Origin of the sequence: Bacillus sp. B15-48, from assembly GCF_016879755.1 — a bacterium.
GTDB lineage: Bacteria > Bacillota > Bacilli > Bacillales > Cytobacillaceae > Mesobacillus_B.
Map to the genome: position 1 here is coordinate 571,456 of NZ_WOFU01000001.1, position 21,344 is coordinate 592,799.

Consider the following 21,344-nt stretch of genomic DNA (forward strand, 5'->3'; position numbering starts at 1 on the left):
ATGTTTTATTTGTTTTTCCACTAAACCAACTAATAAGCGAACTATCTACTGTTTTAGTAGGTAGATAGCTTTATAATTTGTTTAGCCAACAAATTAACTTATGACCTAATATTAAATGAAAACGCTTTTATATACAAGCTTTTTTTTTTGCTAAATTATAACTTTTTTTCTGTCATAGAGACTTGCTTTATCCGAAAAGGGACTGTCCGACAAGTAGGTTTTTAAGGCGGGGGCGGAAAACCAAAGAATGCTGTTCTATCACCTTTCTTTGGTTTTCATCCCGGGGATATTTTCCCACACAATCGGACTTATGAAATACTTTACCCGCTCATACCTTCCCACCTATTTCGTAACAACAATCGCTTGTTCCTGGGCTTTTAAGCACAGCTCTGCTGCTTTAAAGGCATGCTCTTGTGACATCGCTTTTTCAGTCCGATTTATACAATCTAAAATAAGTTGTCCGAAGAAAGGAAAGCCAACCTCTCCTCTTAACTCATAATGTTTTTCACCCTCTTTATTTACTAAGAAGAGGTGATCTCCTGATTCATTTTTAGCAACATCAATATACTTTCTTAATTCAATCGTGCCCTCAGTACCAGTAATAAACGTACGACCATCACCCCAGGTGCGTAAACCATCTGGTGTAAACCAATCTACCTTGAAAATGAACGTCGCACCATTTTCACCTACTAGCGTTGCATCCCCATAGTCTTCTAATTCAGGATATTCTGGGTTATTGTAATTCCCAACTTTACTATGAAGAACTGTTGCATCCTTGTTTCCTGTGTAATATAAAAATTGTTCGATTTGGTGGCTTCCGATGTCGCAGAGAATGCCGCCATATTGTTCTTTCTTAAAGAACCAGTCAGGGCGACTATCGGCGTTAAGGCGATGCGGGCCAAAACCTGTTACTTGAATCACCTTGCCAATTGCACCTTGATTAATTAAATCTCCAGCAAATACTGCAGCCTCTACATGCAGCCTCTCACTGAAATAAACCATATACTTTTGACCTGTACGTTCTACTACTTTTTTTGTTTCTTCTAACTGCGCTAACGTAGTAAACGGAGTTTTATCCGTAAAGTAATCCTTGCCAGCTTCCATTACCTTTATCCCTAATTCACTGCGTTTATTTGGGATGGCCGCGGCTGCTACTAACTTAATTTCCTTATCGTTTAATACTTGTTCTAATGACTCTGCTGCTTGTACCCCCGGGAATGCTTCAATAAATTTTTCTACCTTTTCTGAATTTGGATCATAGACCCATTTTAATGTTGCACCAGACTCAACTAATCCATTACACATCCCATTAATATGCCCGTGGTCAAGGGCAACTGCAGCAAAAGAGAACTCCCCTTCTTTTACGACTGGATTTGGTTTCCCCTTTGGTGCATAATTCATCCCATCATTACTCATTTGTTGTATCACTCCTATTCGTTGCATTGAAAAATACAAGCACCTGAACGAGACATGCATATATCAATCAGGTGCTTGCTTTATATTTTTAGAACCAGTCAGCATAACCAAGCTTTCGTAAATGTTGTGCAGATACCTCAAGACATTCAAATGGATCACGTCCATATGTGTCATCTTGTTCGATCAAGAAGTATTGCACGCCACTTTGCAGTCCTGCATCCATCATTGCTGCAATATCTAGGTTTCCTTCACCAAGTTCTGCAAATTCAATAATATTAGAAAATTTGTTCATGAACCCTGCCATATCCTTTAAGTCATCAGGATTAAATTCGAACGAACCGATTCGATAGTCTTTTAAGTGAAGCAGCGAAATACGATTTTTGTATTGCTCAATGATTTTAACAGGGTTTTCACCAGCACGTTGAATCCAGTGTACATCCAATTCAAACCCTAATTTTGTTGTGTTTTGTTTAATAAGGTCTAATAAGTAAACACCATCATATTTTTCGAATTCAACATGATGTGTATGATAGTACAACTCAATTCCATGCTCCGCTAGACGATGTGCATATTCTTCTGCTCTTTCGATAAAGCCCATAATTTTTTCTTTATCACCCATTACTGTAAAAGGAAGCATACCGATACGAACAAAATTACAGTCTAGAGTTTTACAGTCATTTACAATTTTTTCAAAATCCGTCGATAAGGCCTCGCCTGGAGCATTTGGAAACATTGGCTCTACCGCCGCAGATAACGCAGCAATTTTTATATTAAAATCTTCGCTTGCTCTTTTTAATTCGGCTACATTTTCTTCTGTCATTGGAATTTGGGAAACCTCAACTGCGCCAAATCCAAGCTCATGAAGCTTTTTCATCGTTTCATAAACACCAAGTTCTTCTACTTTATTCTTAAGCATCATCATTTGAACGCCGATTTTGCCTTTTGTCATTTGTATACCTCCATTTTAATTGGGATTTTCACCTCAGAGGATCTTCTGATTGCACTAATCATTTCCATTGATGTTTGTGCATCTCGAACAGGAATATAATTGTCTGTATTGTTCATAATCGCATCATAAAACTGATTGATTAACGTATCATGACTTGCACCATAGTAGAACTTGCTTCCTGGAAGCTTCGAATCCTCTTCCAGCTTTTGTTTCACGCCTTCGCTATTTATCATCGTCAAAATACTATCTTTAATCGTTAATTTCCCTTTTTCAAGAATGACCTGAAATTCAACAGATGAATTCGTTGCATACGTTGTCGTGGCAAAGAATAATCCAGTTGCACCATTTTTAAATTGAATATTCGCAACGGCTGTATCTTCCACTTCGTACCCGTAATCAAGTAATTGATCAATCGATCCACGGATGACTTCGATTTCTCCCCCGATTAGCTGCATCAAATCCAAAGTGTGAATCGACTGATTGATCATGACTCCACCGCCGGCAAGCTTCATTTTCCCACGCCAAGGTTTTACATCATAATAGGCTTTTGGACGGAACCATGTAACTAAACCTTTCATTCCAGTAACTTGTCCCAATTCTCCACTATCGACGATTTCCTTTAGCTTAATGAATGTTTCATTTAGGCGGTTTTGCAAACTTACACATATTTTAACGTCGGGATGAGATTCTTCTAAATCGACAACGAACATGCCTTCCTCTGCACTTCTTGCTAAAGGTTTTTCTAAAAAGACATGAACGCCCTTTTCGACACATGCTTTTGTTGCGGAGTAGTGAAGATAATGAGGCAAGCAAATATGAACACAGTCTAATTCTTCATTGTGAAGCATTTCTTCAATATCTTTATAGAAATTTACTTTTTCCACAGAATTGCGAAGTTCTTCATCTATATCACAAACAGCCACTAATTCAGCCTTCGTACTATTTTGGATGGCAGGGATATGAATCTTTGAAATATCACCTAAACCAACTACTGCTACTTTAAGCATAGGATCCCTCCTCTAAGAGAGTGAAAATGAATAGTTAGAAACCGGCGAATGCCGATTTCTAGCTTCATGCTGTTATTTTTTAATCGGATTCTTTCTTTCTTCTTCAATGCGCTTATTCAACTCTGCTAAATAAAGTTCCTCATCAACCGGAAGTTCTACTTCTTTTCCAAGGAAGCTTGATAGGTGAATGGCATTTGCTAATGCTACCCCGTTGATTCCATCGCTTCCTGATGCGATTAATGGCGTTCCATCTAGTATGTTTGCAGCAAAGTTTTCTAACACAGCAATATGCTGACCGCCCCATACGCTTTCAAATTCTAATACTTCTTCAGTGAAAATATTATCATCGGATTGACCCATAAAAATCTTCATGACATCTTGCATACTCATGCTGTTGCTCATTTCATTTTCTGGTCTTGTCAGACGTTTAATCGTTACCTTCTTACTATCATCAACAATGATTTTTCCCTTATCTCCAAGGATTTCAAAACGATCTGTTCCGACAATATCATGTGTACATGTTATAAATACGCCCGTTGCTCCATTGCCATAATCAAGCATTGCTGTAACCTCGTCTTCAACCGCAATATTTCTTTGGAAACCATACTTAACATTTGAATAAACCTTTTTCGGCATCCCACAAATCCATTGAAGAAGGTCTAATTGGTGTGGAGCTTGGTTTACAAGAACACCACCGCCTTCACCTTCCCATGTTGCTCTCCATGAACCTTGATCATAATAACCTTGTGGTCTCCACCATGTTGTAATAATCCAGTTCGTACGGCGAATATTACCGATTTCACCATTATCGATCATTTCTTTTACCTTTTTATAAAGGTCATTTGTTCGTTGGTTGAAAAAGATAGCAAAGGTTAATTCTGGTTTTGAAGCAGCAAACTCGTTCAATTCTTTTACTTGTTTCGTATAAACACCTGCTGGTTTTTCGACTAATGGATGAATATTTCTTTTCATTGCCTCGATGGCCATTTCAGGGTGCAGGTAATGCGGGACCGTCGTTACAATCGCATCTACATCTCCACTCTCCATCATCTCGATATAATCTTCATAGAATGACACATTTGGATACTTTTCTTGAGCAACCGCTTTCTTTGCTGGATCATTGTCACAAATCGCTCCAATTTCAATGTTTGCAACTCTTCCGTCGGCAATAAAACCTGCATAAGTTCCACCTTGCGCACCTAGACCAACAATACCTAATCGTACTTTTTTCATTTATTCTAACTTCCCTTCTTCTGTAATTTGTAGTTTACGATAATCCTTTGGGCTCATTCCAACTTTGCTCTTAAAATAACGGCTAAAATGGGAGGCGCTTTCAAAACCGCAATCAAATGAGATATCCCTTAAAGGTTTATTCGGTTCCATAGCAAGCATATATTTTGCCTGTGTGATTCTTGTCGCCATTATATATTCCATTACAGTAAACCCAGTTATTTCTTTAAATAAATGGGACAAATATGACTTACTTAAATTAAAAGATTTTGCAATTGAATCGATCGTTAACTTCTCCATATAGTGTTCCTGAACATAGGTAACAATATTCTCAACATAATCGGTTTTGTCATCCTTTGTTTCAGGCTTTTTATATGAATTTGCACGACGCATCTTATCCACAAGGATTAATATTTGGATAAGTAGAACTTTCATTTCTGCCTCGGCAACCGAAAATTGGTTGTTATCTGACGCCCTATATAGTTCGTCTAGTAGACAAATTAACTCCTCCAATTTCTTCGATTGTTCGTTTTCATTTGTCCGAATTAAACAATGCTGTAATTTCCGGAATACATCCAGTAAATAGCCAGCATCCAACTCCATTAAAACGCTTTCAATCCATTGTGGGCAGAAGTGAACCGTACTCCGAATGTACTCGTTTTCCGAGGAAACAATCGGTTTGTGAATTGTTTTTCCATCCATCAAGAGGATATCACCAGGTTCCAAATCATAGATCTGATTTTTAATTAGATAACGGCAGGAACCACCATGAAAAAAATAAATTTCATATTCTTGATGAGAATGATAGTCTAGTATGAATTCTTGCCTGCCGGTTAATCGGTAAATGGGCAAAATTGGCTTTCTCACCTCTACCATCCCTTTCAAGCTTGATGACAAACTTATCGTATCACAAAAAAAGTTAAATTATTTGCCTGAAACAACTGATTTTTCTGAAGAAATTGTCTGAAACCACTTTCATTTTGACATTTTGATAAAATTACTCGCATTCATGTAAAGAAGAGGATGTTACCCCGTGTTTTTTTACAATCCAAAACTCAAAACTCAATTTCAACCGATAAATTTCGGACTTCGTTCATAAAAGGGCTGTTTTTCTTAAGGTGAATGGTTACATATCTGTTATAATTAAATTATCTACTAAACCAACTAATTAAATGTAAGCCTCCCCAAAATGGTTTGACATTATTTTCCTTCATTGCGATTTTTTTACCCAACGCAATGAATGTAAAGGAGTAAATAAAATGGTCACAGGTGATAGTTCATATATAAAAAAACTTAATAGAAGTTTAATTTTACAAAAGATCATTGAACATGAGATTTTATCAAGGGCAGATTTATCGAAAATTACAGGCTTAAACAAGGCAACCATTTCTGTCCAAGTCGCTGATTTGTTAGATGAAGGATTAGTTTGCGAAACTGAATTAGAACATCATTCAGTCGGAAGAAAGCCTATTATGCTCTCAATTAATGAAGGTGCGGGGTATGTGTTGGGGATTGATTTAGATTATAAATCTATTATTTACACAATTTCAAATTTAAAAGGTCAACCGGTTTATGAAAATGAAGAAAAAATTGATACTGATGATTATGATTTTATTATAAACAATTTAGTTAGGAAGATTAAAGACTATCAGCTTAGATTCTCGAACAGTCCGTATGGGATTGTAAATGCTGTCATTGGGATTCATGGGACTGTTAATAAAAAAGATGGAAGCATCCGTTTTAACCCAAGATATAAGTGGCTCCGAAAAAATATTAAGGAAGATTTACAAAAAGAATTAACCGTTCCGTTATTCATTGAAAACAATGCTAATTTATCAGCATTTGCTGAAAAAGTTTATAAACACCACCATAGCAATAACCTGCTTACCGTGATTCTAACTTCCGGGATTGGCTCGGGCATGATTATTGACGGAGGTTTGCATAAGGGGTTTCACGGTTATGCTGGGGAAATGGGGCATATGATCATTTTCCCAAATGGGGATCCTTGTCGTTGCGGCAACCACGGCTGTTGGGAGCTATATGCTTCTGAGCCTAAATTATTGAAGAAATTAGAAGCTGAACTTCAGCAAACAAACTTATCTATTTCAGACATTCAAAAATTATTAGAAGCCGACCATATCATTGTAAAGAGTTATATAGACCGCTTTTTACAATATATTTCAATCGGCCTTAACAATATTATAAATATGTACAATCCTGAAACGATTGTCATGAATAGCGAATTATTAAAAGTTTATCCCGAGTCTGTCGAAAAATTAAAGGGATACCTCATTTCTTCTGTCAGTGAATATGGCGAATTAGTTCTCTCTGACCTTGAAAATCATTCCTGTGTACTCGGAGCTTGCGCGTATGGGACTCAACATTTTTTAGATGTTCAGGAAATACAATTTTCCTTTCCCGAAAAACAACGCTATACGACAAAAAACCCTGTCTCTTGACAGGGTTTCTTAATGTTAGAATAATATTCCTGAAAGATAAATCATAATTGAAACGGTTATCGCGCTAAATATTGTTGAAAATAGAACGATTTGAGCTGCAAAACCGGGGTAATTATTGTATTCCTCTGCGATAATCGCACTATTAACAGAAGTAGGCATACTTGAAGCGATAAACAGTGCTTGGGCAAAAATCCCTTCTATCCCAAACAGGAAAATCAAAACCAACGCAATCGCCGGCCCAACTAAAAGGCGAAAAAAAAGACTCCAGTATACCTTGGATAAACCCGCTTTAAAATTGATTTCAGCAACTTGAGCACCCAATGTAAATAAGGCAATTCCTACCATCGCATCAGCAATATAGTTTGCTGGGACCCACACAGAAGAAGGAATGGGAATGTTTAAATAGTTTAATAGAATACCAGCTAACATCGCATATAATACGGGCATTTTAAAATATCCTTGCATTGCTTTTACTTTTCCAATTTTGATCGATTGTAAGGAAAAGACCCCATATGAAAAGGTTAAAATATTTTGTAAAGTTAGCACAATAACCTGTATCGACATTGCAAATGGGTCTCCCTTAAAGACGAGATCATTTACAGGAATACCGTAATTCCCTGAATTAAAAAAGATGGCACTATTAGAAAACGTCATCTTTTCTCCATTTTCAAGCCCAAGCAGCTTTGCTGCAATAGTTGAAATCACATAGAGTAGGACAATAATGATAATGAAAAACAATAAAACAAAGCCCATTAATTGGAACGATAATTGCGTACTATATAATTTAACGAATATAAAGGCCGGTACTAAAAAGAACATATTTATTTTGGCTAATGTTGGTACGTTCATACGGAACTTTTTTTGGAGGGTATATCCAATTGCAATAATGATAAAAATCGGTATGATAATTTCCCTGACTATATTAAAAAACTCTATCATCTCACACACCCTCTTTTATTAATAAAAGAAAATGGCCGTATTTGGAAAGTTCTCAAAACCACCATTTTATTGTTTTTATCCTCTATTTTCAGTTACCGTTGAAATCCCACGAGCATGATGTAAGGATTAAATACTATCCGCAATGATTCTCGTATCATCCGTTAATTAATTAGGTTGATAAACAAATTGCATCTAAATCAATCATATGAGAAAACGCTATTCGTTTCAATAGAGAGATATTGGGTTTATCGGGGAGGACAGACTTCTTAAAAAGCATAACTTCGTCTGTATCATTGCTGCTTTTATGCAAAAGCACTCCACGAAATGGGGGAAGTTGTCTGAATGAGGGCCGCTTTCGGACAAAGGCACTCTTCCCCCTTCGTGTCTATGCATTTTTCCCTTGAACTTGTCTCAATCAAACCCGCTTTCGACCCAAGTCTAGGATTGCTCCCACTTAAGCTTCGGCGCGTTTCTTTACTTCTTCCCACACCGATTCGTCGGCATGAATTCCTTCTGTTTGACTGCGTTTTCGGTTTGCCATTTGTCCTTCACCAGGGTAGCGTATCTCCTTGCCTTCCTGTGCAGGCTGTACATTTTTAATTCCGGTAATCGTTTCTTCGATGATGCGTTCCATTTCTTGTTCGGAAATAAATCGCTTTGGATCAAATGCCATAAAAATTTGCGTACATCCGACGCAACTGCCTTCACTGAGACGATCCATCTTTGCAGTCGAATTTCCATCTGCAAGAACCGTAGCAAATAAATCAAGCAAAATCGCCAAACTCGAACCTTTCCAATATCCTGTCGGCAAGATGCGGCCTGACTCATTGATTTGGCCCGGATCCGTCGTTAGCTGGCCCTCGGAATCGAAGCCACCTGGAATTGGCAACTGTTCCCCGGCTAACTGAGTTACTTGCAATTTCCCCCAGGCAAATTGACTCATCGCCATATCGAGAACAACTGGTCCTGCTTCTCGTGGAATCCCCATGCAAAATGGGTTATTGCCAACATTTTTTTCAGCTGAGCCCCAAGCTGGCATACAAGACTCCGTGTTTGTCCAACTGATTCCCATTAATCCTTGTTCGACCAAATCCCACATATATGTCCCGCCGCGCATCCAATGGTTCGTATTTCTTAAAGCAACAATTCCGACGCCGTTCTGTTTTGCTAACTCAATCGCGCGGTTCGTCGCCTTCTTCGCGTTGATAATTCCTATCCCTAAATTGCCATCATATCTTTCAATGACACCAAACTGATCGACAAGCTCCAACTCGCTATTCAAATTCACCCAACCATTATGAACAGAATCAATAAACCGCGGCACACGATTTAACCCATGAGACTCAATTCCGTCCCGACTTGATTCAGTATGTACTTGTGCACAGATTTCCGCTTGTTCTTCATTTAATCCTGCTGCTAACAAAGCTTTTTTAATTAAACTTTTCATTTCTGCAAATGTAACAAACATCGTGGGAATCCTCCTTTTGCAATGCCTTCATCTTTATATTAACAGAGTTTTTTATTAAAGTTATCTCATCATCATAAGATTATCACGGATAAGATTATCACGGTATTTAATTATCCCGTTTTGCCCCCATTGTTATTCAATAGTGGCTGGTTGCTTCCTCTTTTTAAAAGGATAAAAAAAACTGCCATTAGGCAGCTCTAAAAGGTGTTAAGAAGCTTTTTCATTTAACTCACTTTTTTGTTTCCATATATCCTCCATCTGTTCGAGTGTTTTCCCTTTTGTTTCAGGTACCCACTTCCAAACGAAGATTGCCGATAGAATACTCATTAATCCGTAAAATCCGTAAGTCATCCCACCGCTGAATTCCATCATCATTGGGTATGTGGAAGAGATGAAATAGTTTGCCGCCCATTGCGCAGCAACAGCAATTGCTACCGCCTGTCCACGAATTTTATTCGGGAAGATTTCTGAAATCAACACCCAGCAAATCGGTCCCCATGACATCATAAACGAAGCTGTGTAAATAATAATGAAGACAAGCGTGCTCATGCCGATGATATTCGCAAACGCAAGTCCTGCAACACCGAACATCCCTAGTGCCATCCCAATCGAACCTGTGATTAATAGTGGCTTACGTCCCCATTTATCAACCGTAAAGATCGCAACGACGGTAAAGACAACATTGACAAGACCCATCACAATTGTTTGCAGCATCGACGCGTCCTTTGCCGCTCCCATGCTTTCAAAAATCCGTGGGGCATAATAAAGTGCGACGTTAATGCCGACGAATTGCTGGAACACAGACAGCAATATTCCGACGACAATCACTAGTTTTCCGTAGGCAAAAAGCTTTTCTTTATTTGCACTTGCTGAAGCCTGTACACTTTCTTTAATATCCTTTAAAATGACCTTTGCTTCCGACGCTCCATTGATTTTCGCTAGAACAGAAAGCGCCTTGTCTTCTTTGTTTTGCATCGCTAAATAACGCGGCGTTTCCGGAACAAAGATTAATAATAACCCAAACACAAGTGCTGGAATCGCTTCCGAAGCAAACATATATCTCCAGCCAATTTCATTGATCCACTCGACCGTTTGTCCATTGGCAATGCCCCAGTTGACGAAATAAACAACAAGCATCCCGAAGATTATCATAAACTGGTTAAAGGATACCATTTTCCCACGGATATCGGCTGGAGCAATTTCTCCGATATACATTGGCGTAATCGCTGAAGCTAAACCAACGCCAATTCCGCCAATAATGCGGTAAAAGTTAAAGGTAAACAATAATGCAAGCGAAGGTTCGCCCTGTGTATAGAATAAAAATTCAGGATAAGAAGACCCCAATGCAGACACAAAAAACAGAGCCGCCGCGACAATCAATGATCTTTTTCGGCCAAATTTTGAAGCAAATATCCCTGAAATCAATCCACCAATAATACAACCAATTAATGCACTCGATACAGTTGCCCCGTGAGCAAAGGAACCTAAACCTAGCGGCTCAATTAAATAAGCTTGAATTGATTTTTCCGCGCCCGAAATTACCGCTGTGTCATATCCAAATAATAATCCACCGATGGCCGCAACAAGTGTCAATGAAAAAATATATAATGCATTCCGTTGATTTCTCATCGTTTTTTCTAAAGACATTAATTAAATAATGTTGACCGACTGATGGTGCCCGCACAGTTGAATCTTCGGCACATTATTTTAAATGATGTCTTTATACTCCCTTCTATATATATTTATCTTTTCCTATCCGTTTCCTGAACTATTAGAGACAAGAAAATTTGTAGATGGTCTTCGATTGATGGCATGTATTCGGTTCTAAAACAATAGAAGGAAAATGCGGATGATGAACAGCATCAGGCAGTGATTGTGTTTCCAAACATATTCCTAAATGTTTTTCCGCTTGCACGCCACGAATTTGAAAGTCATTCCTTAGCATATTGGATGTGTAACAAACGACACTCGGTTTGTCTGTCTCTACAACAAGCTTGCGTCCACTAGTTTCGTCGATTAAAATAATTTCCTCACAATGATGATCACTTAACAGGAAGGGATGGTCATATCCGCCAACAAGCTTGACTTGGTCATGCTCTGATTCGATCTCTTCACCAATTTTTTTCATCGATGTAAAATCAAAAGGAGTGTTCTTAACATCGAGAAGCTGCCCTGTCGGAAGCAAGGAATCATCCAATTCTAAAAACTGCTCGCTTTTCAGCTGCAATTGATGATTCAAGATGTTTCTCTTGCCGTCTCCGCTTAAATTAAAATAAGAATGGTTTGTTAAATCGACCACCGTTTTTTTATCAGTCGTGCCCTGGTAAGAAATCGACAATTCGTTTTTATTATTTAAACTGTATTTCACAGTCACTTCCAGGTTTCCTGGATACCCTGATTCTCCATCAGGACTTAAGTAAGTAAATTGAATGCTGCATTCATCGCCGCCCTCTGCAACACTTGAATCCCAAATCTGCCTCTGAAAGCCCTTTGGTCCTCCATGAAGATGGTTATCTCCTTCATTCTTCGGTAACTCGTAAGTTATCCCATCTAAGTCGAATTGCGACTCTCCAATCCTTCCTGCTACACGGCCAACTACGCAACCGAAATAAGGAGAATGCTGGAGATAATTTTCAATCGAATCAAAGCCTAAAACAACATTTTCAATTTTACCATTACGGTCCGGAACAGAAATGTTCGTAATCGTACATCCATAGTCGAGACAAGTTATTGCCATGCCTTGATTATTGGCCAACGTATACGCTTTCACTTGTCTTCCTGCCAATTCACCGAAAATTGTTTCTGTTACTTTCATTTAAATCTCCTTATCTCAAAAACGGGGGAATCGCTTTCATTTGTTTCTTACCGCCGTCAAGATTCCCCGTAATATATAGCTTTTTACTGTTTTCTAAACGCTTTTAATCCTTCATTTAATTGTTTCGTTTGTTTGTAAACCTGCTTGTACAACAAGAATAATTGTCGGTATTTCTCCACGTTTGCAGGGATTGGAGTGTACTCCTTATCAGAAGAAATGAACACATCGGCGCATTGTTCCAGTGAATCAAACCATTGACAGCCATAGGCTGCTAACATTGCTGCCCCTACTGCTGGTCCCTGTTCACTTGTCAACTTCACAATCCGCGCATTGAAAACATCCGCTTGGATTTGCAGCCATGTTTCATTTTTCGCTCCGCCACCAATTGAGATGACTGTATCAATCGTCTTGCCACTTTCTCGGAAGATCTCAATCGATTCATTTAACGAAAATGTAATCCCTTCAATTACCGCGCGAGCAAAGTCATCCTGCCGGTGCGACGAATCCATTCCAATAAAACTGCCGCGAATCACTGAATCTGCATATGGCGTCCGTTCTCCAACAAGATATGGCGTAAACAATAAACCGTTTGCCCCGATTGGTACTTTGCTTAATTGGGCTAATAATTGATCAAACGATTCATTTGCTGCAAACGTATCTTTAAACCAAGTTAAACTGTGGCCGGCCGCGAGCGTGACACCCATCGTATATAAAGCGTTTTCTTCTCCATGGTTAAAATAATGAACTTTTCCTTGAAAATCACGATCATTCCGTTCCTCGTAAGAAAGGACAACACCACTCGTTCCGATACTGCACAATGTCTTGCCATCAGAAAGAATTCCTGAACCAATCGCTCCACAGGCGTTATCTGCTCCACCAGCAAACACTTTCGTTTCTGGAGCCAACCCAGTTTTCTCAGAAATCTCGGTTGTGATTTTGCCCACAAATCCATGGGACTCGACAAGCGGTGGACAAATTTTCATATCAATTCCTAATTGCTCGCATAATTCCGCGCTCCATTGCTTTTCAGCGACATTTAATAATAACGTTCCCGCTGCATCTGAGTACTCACTATGAATCGCTCCCGTTAATCTGTAGCGCAAATAGTCCTTCGGCAGCATGAAAACGGCCGCTTTTTCAAACAGCTCTCGTTCGTATTGTTTTACCCAAAGCAATTTCGGCAACGTAAACCCTTCCAATGCTTGGTTTTTTGTTATCTCTAACAGCTGGGCTTCGCCAATTTGATGATAGATTTGCTGGCATTGCTCTGTCGTTCTCGTATCATTCCAAAGAATCGCATTGCGCAGCACTTGCTTGTCCTCATCCAGCAAAACAAGGCCATGCATTTGTCCAGAAAAGCTCAACCCTTCAATGTCTTCAGGTCGCCCTTCAAATTGTCTAATCAGTTCTCTCAATGCATAAATCGTTTTTTCTACCCATTCATTTGGGTCTTGCTCACTATACCCTGACTTTTCCTGAATAAGCGGATAGGGTTGAGAAACTTCATTACAAACCTTTCCTACTTGATCCATAAGCAGTACTTTAACTCAATGGCCTTGCACGTCAGTAATTAATTTGAATTAATTCAAAAATTTTACAGTTGCTTTACTATTCTAGAAGAAAAAAAGAGAATAGGGTCTTAATATGACTTTGTTCCCTTTTTTTTCCTTTTTAATAATTACCTAATTTTCTTGGGTTTTTTCGATCTTCCTTTTTCTTAACTTCTTTTACCAGGGCTACGTTTCCAAATGATGGTGCTTTTTTCTCAATTGGAATGGGGACTTTCTGCCTTCCCCTCGATTTTTTCTTCTTTTTTGGCCGTAACCCTTTCTTAAAAGAACTAACAGATTTATATAGATAGGTTTGTAAGAACCGAAAGAATTCCCATGGTGTCTTTTCTGAGTTGGATTGCAATTTGACTATCAGGGAAAGTCCAAAAGCGATTAGAGCTAAGAACATTTGATTCCAAATACCTTGAGGCTTCGTACTCCATATTTTTGTTAACTTTAAATGTTGTTTGATCCATTTGAAAAACAACTCGATGATCCAACGATTGCGGTAAATTTCCATTACTTGTTGGTCGGTTAAATCGAATCTAGTTGTTAAAATCCTATAGCTTCTATCATATTCATCTACAAACTCGATGTACCTGACTGGCTTTTTAGATATACCGTATAATACTTTGGCATCCTTAATAACAGACGAGTGAGTTGGTTCGTATTCTTCAAGTGTATATAATCGAAGAGCCTTTGTTATTCGAACCACAAAAGAAATCTCTTTTTCTTGCCAATCCATGAGGTTCTTTTTAGAAGGATAACCACGGTCCATTACGTAAGTAGCATCAGCTTCTTCAACGAGTATATCTGAACTTTCAAAATCACTCACTGTACCTGTTGAAGGAACAATCTTGTCTGGATATGCAATACCTGGTGAAACCACGACCAATCTAGTATGCATTTTAACCGCATTATGGCCTTTTGAAATAAAGGCCCAATCACACAACTGTTCTGGTAATCGAATCTCTGTGGAATCAATAATTTTCAAACGCCCAATCCCACCTGGCAATCCTTTTCTTGATTGTGTGAGATTGTTAATTTTCTGAACAACTTTCACAAAAAGGTTTTGGACCCATTCTGTTGGTAAATCATTGATACGGCGGCTTAATTGAGAACCGCTTATTTCAGAAATACCAATCTCCTTACACAGTTTTGGATAAGCATCTAACTTTTCTGTCATATGAGTGTATGAGCTCCATTGATCTAGTTGAGCAGCGACAAAAATTTTAAGTAAAGATTTCGTAGAAAGCTTGTATTTCCCGTAATCGATCAAAGGACAGTCAAAGTCCTCTGTTGGAAGCAGGGATAGGCATTGACAAATTAGCATTTCACGGCCTATACTTTTATTATTCATTGGAAAACTCCTTTGTAGAAGACTTGTTTGTTAAGGGAACAAAACAAGGTCAACCACTTCTACAATAGGAGTTTTTTTAGTGTAAGTAAATACATTTTATTGAAAATATGTGAATATTTTCAAACGATGCAAGGCCATTGACTTTAACTGCACTCGTGCCAAGATCGACTCCAATTACATATTTCATGCGTATCCTCCTTTTACAGGATTCGGATGGACCTAAGCATTCCAAGTCCATCCTTTTTATAATTTTTAAACGGTCACCGTCGCATAAGCTTCTAAAATGTATTTGTTCAAAGTTGCCTTTAACTGCTCTGTTCTGCCAGATTTATTTTCAATCTTAGTTAAATTAAGGGCATGCTGCTCAAGCTGGTGGAAATCAGTTTTTCCCTCCACAATGTCAAGACCAATCCCTTCTGTGAAACTGCTATAACGATCGGCAATAAAGTTATCTAGCACCTTATCATCGATTAGGCGTTGTGCAACTTTTGCACCAATCGCAAATGCGTCCATTCCTGCGATATGCGCGAAGAATAAATCTTCTGGATCAAACGATGTTCTTCTCACTTTCGCATCAAAATTCAAGCCACCTGAACCGAGGCCATCATTTTTCAAGATTTCAACCATCGCAAGTGTCGTTGAGTAAATATCTGTTGGGAACTCGTCTGTATCCCAGCCGAGCAACGTGTCACCTTGGTTTGCATCGACAGAGCCTAACATGCCGTTGATGCGCGCAACATGTAGTTCATGTTCAAAGGTATGACCTGCAAGTGTTGCATGGTTCGCTTCAATATTGAATTTAAAATCATTCTGTAATCCATACTTTTGTAAAAACGATAAACTCGTTGCCACATCGAAATCATATTGATGTGTCGTTGGCTCTTTTGGCTTCGGTTCAATTAAGAACTGGGCATCAAAGTTAATCTCTTTCGCATAATCCTTTGCCATATGGAAGAATCGTGCAAGATTATCTAACTCAAGCTTCATATCTGTGTTGAGCAATGTTTCATATCCTTCTCGTCCACCCCAGAATACATAGTTTTCAGCACCTAGCTCTTTCCCAACCTCAAGACCTTTTTTAACCTTTGCCGCCGCGTAAGCAAAAACATCAGCATTAGGGGCTGTCGCTGCGCCATGTAACCAGCGTGGATGCGAGAACATATTTGCAGTGTTCCATAGTAGTTTTGTTTTGCTTGTTTCCATATATTGTTTAATCATCGCAACAATTTCATCAATGTTTTTAAATGTCTCGGTTAACGTCTCTCCTTCTGGAGCAATATCAACATCATGGAAGCAGAAGAAAGGAACATTTAGTTTTTCATAAAATTCGAAAGAAGCTTCAACTCGTGCTTTCGCCAAGTCCATTCCCGTAAAATGACCGTATGGACGCTGCATCGTTCCTTGGCCAAATGGATCATTTCCTTCCATTGTAAAGGTATGCCAGTAAGAAACGGCAAAGCGAAGCAGTTCTTCCATGCTTTTTCCATTGATCGTTTCTTTCGGATTATAATATTTATATGCTAGCGGATTATTTGAATTTGGTCCTTCGTATTGAACAAGCCCAACATTTTTAAAATAACTCATTAAAAATTCCTCCTACGTTGTACGAGTTTTGTATTCGTTTTCACCAAGATGAAAACGCTTGCTGTATTTGAGTACAATTTGATTTTAACACCATAAACTTAGTTTGTCTATCAAATAAACTAAGTTTTTTATATAATATTTCTGCCCCAAATTGAGGTATAATGGATTCAAGAACATCTATAAAGGGAGAGAGCTTGCCTATGACGAGGCAAAAAACATGGAATAATCAAGTCGTGAAACAAAAAAATAAAGAAACGGTACTAACAGCAATTACCACCCATGCTCCGATCTCCCGTGCAGATATTGCTCAACGAGTAGGACTTAATAAAGCAACCGTTTCTTCCTTGGTCAATGAATTAATCGAGGAAGAGTTAATTTACGAATCAGGTCCCGGCGAATCAAGCGGCGGACGCCGGCCAGTGATGTTACTATTTAATCATCAGGCTGGGTATTCAATTGGCATTGACATCGGAGTCAATTATGTATTAGGAGTGCTCACAGACTTAAAGGGCCATGTCGTTGGTGAAAAACTGGAGACGATTACAAGTTCCCATACGGATGAGTTAATTTCCCTTGTGAACCGAACGATTCATTTTTTAATCCAATCTGCTCCTCAAAGTACCTATGGCATTATCGGAATTGGCATTGGCGTTCCTGGAATTATTGATCGTTCGGGAAAAGTGTTAATGGCTCCTAACTTAAAATGGGAGGACTTAGACTTAAAGGGCCTTTTTACACAAGAATTTGATTATCCGATTTTCATCGAAAACGAAGCGAATGCAGGAGCTTATGGGGAGAAGCAATATGGCGCTGGCAAGCACCATGACTCAATTGTTTATTTTAGTGTCGGAATTGGCATTGGGACGGGCATTATTCTAAATGGGGAGTTATACCAAGGAATCAATGGCTATTCCGGGGAAAGTGGTCATACGACGATTTTTTATAATGGAAGACCTTGCACATGTGGAAACCGAGGGTGCTGGGAAGCTTATGCTTCTGAATTTGCTTTATTAAAACACGCCGAACAAGAACTCAAGCTAACGGACCCTACTCTAGAAGAATTAATTCAACTAGCAGATGAAGGAAATGTGCAAGTCGTTGAGCTTTTTGAAAAGATTGGCCATTTCATCGGCGTTGGTATTACCAACTCGATTAAAATGTTTAATCCGCAACAGATCATCATCGGTAACCGAATGGCTAAAGCACGTCATTTGATGGAAACGTCAATCATCGATACTGTAAAATCCCGAACCTATCCATTTCATCTAGACGAGCTTGAAATCAGTTTCTCAGAATTATCCACATACTCAGCAGCAATCGGCGTCGCCGCCTTTGCCACTGAAAACTTCTTAAAAATAAGCAAAGAAATATAAAACGAAACTTCCATCAGAGGGTGTTTTCTTTATCCCCCTCTGATGGTTAGTCACGCATAGCCTGATTGGTTTTTCTAAGGGCTGAAGCCCAAAGAAAAATTTATCTCGCCAATTGGACATTTACTGGCAGTTGGCCCCACTTATACTTACTAGTTGGTCTGGGGTCTTGAAGTCGGGGTATTACTGCCAGTTAATCTGCGATAAAGCGAAACTTCCATCAGAGGGGGGCTTCATCCCCCACTGATGGTTAGTCACGCATAGCCTGATTGATTTTTCTAAGGGCTGAAGCCCAAAGAAAAATCTTATCTCGCCAATCGGGCATTTACTGGCAGTTTGCCCCCACTTATCCTTACTAGTTGACCTGAAGTCTTGAGGTGGGGGATTACTGCCAGTTAATCTGCGATAATCTGAACAACACCTGACCCTTAACGGTGAGGGTCAGGCACGTTCAACCGATGCTCACTAACACCTCACATATTTACGTTTAAAACCAAGCCTTCCTCGATCTACTTCTTTTTGAATAGTTTCAGATGCAAGCAGGATGCTGCTTTTTTTGTTGTCCCGCTTGATTTCGACCGGGCCAACCGCCTGAGCGGTTTCCATTGCCTTCTCATGGAGTGGTAAAAAGGATATTCCGACTGTGTAAATAAAATTATTCATCGAGGACTTCGTTCGATTAGGAGAATCGTGAATTGTATCTTTCACTTGGTCAAGCATACTGGCTAGTTTGCTTTCGCTAAATTCAGTATCTGGGCGATTCCCTAACAACCAGCAATAACAACTCCAACCTGCCGACATCCTCAGTTCTTCCCCGCTTGCAATCCATTTATCGGCAACAGCTTGGGCAATATCAGTTTCTGACAAAGTGACAGAAACGACATTATCCGACAGCATATAAAAATAGGCAGCATCGATCCACCGCTCAAAATCTGCTTCAGTCATCGCCATTGGGTCGGCAATGATGCCAGCAAAATACATGGCATCATAGTTTCCGGTGGCGTAGAGCTGCTCGGCTAAAGGCTGATTTTTCTTGATTGTCTTTGCGAGCGGCTTCATTGCTCCGGTTGCCACTCCAAAAAGTGGCTCATGGGCACCATTATTTATGTAAGACTTTTTCGTTCTCTCCTTGCCCAGTGCTTCCAGCTCTTGCATAACTGTTTCGATATCCATCTATTTACACGCCCTTCCTTTCATTCATTTTAACCAGCTAGTTTCTATCTATTACTTCACTGCATTATAACAAAACTTTAGCTTTTTAATGGGTGGCATGGAATAGGTGTTCTTTTGACGGTTGGTTTTTTCAGTATGGTTTACTGCGCTTGGCGATTTATTCCTACTAGTTGGAATAAAAAGTCGATTACCAGCATTATCGTTCAAAAAACTCATTATTTTCCGAGTACTAGTAATATCGACGCGGATTTTTCCCCTGTATACTTTTACAAACTTTAGCCGAGTAAGTGCCCCCTAAAAAGTTGGAATACTCACAAATTAGTTGTATAGTAAAAATGAAATGTTAAATTTTAGAAGAAGAGTTAGCCAAACACTGTTATTAACCTTAAGTGAGGTGGGAGTAAAATGAAGAATAGAATTGCTCTATCCATTGCCCTTCCTATTTTTGCTATTATTGTAGGTCTCGTTTTGAATTTCCCAGAATTCTTAATGGGTAGCCCCGCAACCTTGAAGAATTTATTTGTAACGGTTCTGTATATCGTAATTTGGATTTATAGTTTAATGATTACTTCAAAGGGTAAGAATCGGAGGATTATGAAATATTATTTAGGATTTTGGCTATTCACACTATTTTTCGCCATTTTAACTGGTTTTGTTAATATAATAGATGTTAATGTTGACTGGGCAATCCCTTTTGTGGTTCTTTTATTAACTCAATGGTATGGATTTGAGTTATTGGTAAATCATTATCTAATCACATCAATGATCATTTCATCATTATCTTTGATCATGTTTATTGCCACTTTTATTTCGCTACGCCTCAATCGAAACAGTAACTGAGACGATCAAAGATGCTCTCAGTTACTAGTTTCCCGAAGATCATTCGTCTTTCTTACTTTTCACCTGTAAACAGATTATATTTAATTTTTTCCTTGAAAATTAAGTCCTGGTCAACATATACTTTACAATTTAAGCTGAATACGCCACCTAATTTCACCTTCACTCTTCGCTCTTCAACGGTCCCAGTTAGGGTTTGATAAGGGATAAGCCAAGAATACCAATGATTTCTCTTTTTCTCAGACACTAATTGATCGTTTATGTACAATTCTTCATGATTATATGTATTTATAATTTTTATATCGTTATTTTCATATTTTATATTCCATGTTTTCTCGAAATCTTTTTTTACACTCTCCATCGCTTCATCCCATGTTTCATAATCCTGCTTTTCAACGTCCACTTCGTTGGCATTTCTTTTTTTCTTAAAGAGACTAATGAGCCATTCAAATAAGAAAATAATAACAAAAAGACTAAGCAACATGACCCAAAAATTGTCAAATATCGTGCCGTTTGTCATTTTCCCGTAATTATATCCAATAAAATAAAACACGGCCAAATAGAGTATAAATTTAATCATTTTAACCACTACCCCTTATGAAATATAAAAACCTTGGTATTATCGCTCCTCTAGTTTAATACAAGTCTAAGGCAATATCAGAAAGCCTATTTCTTATGACCAACTGAACTTTCCTTGCTTTTTCATCTAGTTCTATTAAGTCCTCAGTTTGTTGTTCCCATGATAACTTCGTTTCTCTTTCAAGCTGATTCACTTCATTTTCGATCCAATTTGAATAATTTTCATAGATCTTAATCGCAAGAGATTCATCCTCAAACTCCTCTGGCAGTCGATAATCCAATTCACTAAACCACTTTCGAAATGCTGCTTCCCCATGTTCATTTATTCGATTTTTAAAAACATCCACTAGTTCTATTATTAAACCTCTATTAAAATTCATCTCCATCATCTTGGCATGAATCTTTTCCAAAGTAAAATTTTTTAATTTACGGTCTCTAAAACCGAATAATCTTTTCATTATCACGTCTCCCACCTCTTCTCAGGAATTTTACCATAAATACAGAAATTAGAAAAAGGGCGAATTTTTCCGTCCCCTAAAATAGGATTTAAAATAATATCTTCTGAAGAAGAAAAGCAGGCTGTCAAGAAACTCTTGATTTGCCTGCTT

Annotated in this window: 19 protein-coding genes; 3 read left to right on the top strand and 16 right to left on the bottom strand. The window is 38.5% G+C overall.

Annotated features, from left to right (window positions below):
• Window positions 1-342: 342 nt before the first annotated feature.
• From GNT69_RS02645 to GNT69_RS02665, 5 genes are all read right to left on the bottom strand, one after another.
• A complete protein-coding gene (locus GNT69_RS02645) occupies window positions 343-1,416 on the bottom strand; it encodes a Gfo/Idh/MocA family protein (protein ID WP_203553390.1) in 1,074 nt (357 codons plus the stop codon).
• Window positions 1,417-1,504: 88 nt separating this feature from the next.
• Complete coding sequence (locus tag GNT69_RS02650) at window positions 1,505-2,365, bottom strand: sugar phosphate isomerase/epimerase family protein (protein ID WP_203553391.1); 861 nt, start codon at window positions 2,363-2,365, stop codon at window positions 1,505-1,507.
• The gene (locus GNT69_RS02655) at window positions 2,362-3,372 is read right to left on the bottom strand and encodes a Gfo/Idh/MocA family protein (RefSeq protein WP_203553392.1); all 1,011 of its coding nucleotides are present in this window, start codon (window positions 3,370-3,372) and stop codon (window positions 2,362-2,364) included. Before GNT69_RS02655 ends, GNT69_RS02650 begins: the two co-directional genes overlap by 4 nt.
• A gap of 72 nt (window positions 3,373-3,444) precedes the next feature.
• Window positions 3,445-4,605, bottom strand: coding sequence for a Gfo/Idh/MocA family protein (locus tag GNT69_RS02660; protein ID WP_203553393.1), 1,161 nt, complete (start codon window positions 4,603-4,605; stop codon window positions 3,445-3,447).
• Entirely contained in the window at window positions 4,606-5,469 is an 864-nt protein-coding gene (locus tag GNT69_RS02665; protein ID WP_203553394.1) for a helix-turn-helix domain-containing protein, read from the bottom strand.
• Window positions 5,470-5,861: 392 nt separating this feature from the next.
• Between GNT69_RS02665 and GNT69_RS02670 the strand changes: the two genes are divergently transcribed.
• Window positions 5,862-7,061, top strand: coding sequence for an ROK family transcriptional regulator (locus tag GNT69_RS02670; RefSeq protein WP_203553395.1), 1,200 nt, complete (start codon window positions 5,862-5,864; stop codon window positions 7,059-7,061).
• A 15-nt stretch (window positions 7,062-7,076) separates the two neighbouring features.
• On the opposite strand, the gene GNT69_RS02675 is transcribed toward GNT69_RS02670, so the two are convergent.
• The 8 genes from GNT69_RS02675 to GNT69_RS26130 form a co-directional block, all read right to left on the bottom strand.
• Window positions 7,077-8,000, bottom strand: coding sequence for an AEC family transporter (locus GNT69_RS02675; protein WP_203553396.1), 924 nt, complete (start codon window positions 7,998-8,000; stop codon window positions 7,077-7,079).
• Between the two features lie 454 nt (window positions 8,001-8,454).
• Complete coding sequence (gene yiaK / locus GNT69_RS02680; protein ID WP_203553397.1) at window positions 8,455-9,468, bottom strand: 3-dehydro-L-gulonate 2-dehydrogenase; 1,014 nt, start codon at window positions 9,466-9,468, stop codon at window positions 8,455-8,457.
• A gap of 207 nt (window positions 9,469-9,675) precedes the next feature.
• Window positions 9,676-11,097: a D-xylose transporter XylE gene (gene xylE / locus GNT69_RS02685; RefSeq protein ID WP_203553398.1), complete on the bottom strand. Its 1,422-nt coding sequence runs from the start codon at window positions 11,095-11,097 to the stop codon at window positions 9,676-9,678.
• Window positions 11,098-11,239: 142 nt separating this feature from the next.
• Window positions 11,240-12,283, bottom strand: coding sequence for an aldose epimerase family protein (locus tag GNT69_RS02690; protein ID WP_203553399.1), 1,044 nt, complete (start codon window positions 12,281-12,283; stop codon window positions 11,240-11,242).
• Window positions 12,284-12,366: 83 nt separating this feature from the next.
• Complete coding sequence (gene xylB, locus GNT69_RS02695; RefSeq protein ID WP_343206461.1) at window positions 12,367-13,821, bottom strand: xylulokinase; 1,455 nt, start codon at window positions 13,819-13,821, stop codon at window positions 12,367-12,369.
• A 133-nt stretch (window positions 13,822-13,954) separates the two neighbouring features.
• The gene (locus tag GNT69_RS02700; RefSeq protein WP_203553401.1) at window positions 13,955-15,193 is read right to left on the bottom strand and encodes an IS4 family transposase; all 1,239 of its coding nucleotides are present in this window, start codon (window positions 15,191-15,193) and stop codon (window positions 13,955-13,957) included.
• Between the two features lie 252 nt (window positions 15,194-15,445).
• Complete coding sequence (xylA, locus tag GNT69_RS02705; RefSeq protein WP_203553402.1) at window positions 15,446-16,777, bottom strand: xylose isomerase; 1,332 nt, start codon at window positions 16,775-16,777, stop codon at window positions 15,446-15,448.
• A gap of 40 nt (window positions 16,778-16,817) precedes the next feature.
• On the bottom strand, window positions 16,818-16,979 hold the full coding sequence (locus GNT69_RS26130) for a hypothetical protein (protein WP_203553942.1): 162 nt from the start codon (window positions 16,977-16,979) through the stop codon (window positions 16,818-16,820).
• On the opposite strand from GNT69_RS26130, the gene GNT69_RS02715 reads away from it, so the two are divergent.
• A complete protein-coding gene (locus GNT69_RS02715) occupies window positions 16,978-18,150 on the top strand; it encodes an ROK family transcriptional regulator (RefSeq protein WP_203553403.1) in 1,173 nt (390 codons plus the stop codon). The two genes, GNT69_RS26130 and GNT69_RS02715, sit on opposite strands and share 2 nt — an antisense overlap.
• A 462-nt stretch (window positions 18,151-18,612) precedes the next feature.
• Here GNT69_RS02715 and GNT69_RS02720 read toward each other — a convergent pair whose 3' ends face one another.
• Entirely contained in the window at window positions 18,613-19,320 is a 708-nt protein-coding gene (locus GNT69_RS02720) for a DNA alkylation repair protein (protein ID WP_203553404.1), read from the bottom strand.
• 405 nt (window positions 19,321-19,725) lie between these two features.
• Here GNT69_RS02720 and GNT69_RS02725 point away from each other — a divergent pair, with 405 nt between their 5' ends.
• On the top strand, window positions 19,726-20,160 hold the full coding sequence (locus tag GNT69_RS02725; RefSeq protein WP_203553405.1) for a hypothetical protein: 435 nt from the start codon (window positions 19,726-19,728) through the stop codon (window positions 20,158-20,160).
• Between the two features lie 52 nt (window positions 20,161-20,212).
• Here the strand turns inward: GNT69_RS02725 and GNT69_RS02730 are convergent, their stop codons facing one another.
• On the bottom strand, window positions 20,213-20,737 hold the full coding sequence (locus tag GNT69_RS02730) for a hypothetical protein (protein ID WP_203553406.1): 525 nt from the start codon (window positions 20,735-20,737) through the stop codon (window positions 20,213-20,215).
• Between the two features lie 55 nt (window positions 20,738-20,792).
• Window positions 20,793-21,194 carry a hypothetical protein gene (locus tag GNT69_RS02735; protein WP_203553407.1) on the bottom strand — a complete coding sequence of 134 codons (402 nt, stop codon included), beginning with the start codon at window positions 21,192-21,194 and terminating at the stop codon, window positions 20,793-20,795.
• Window positions 21,195-21,344 lie beyond the last annotated feature (150 nt).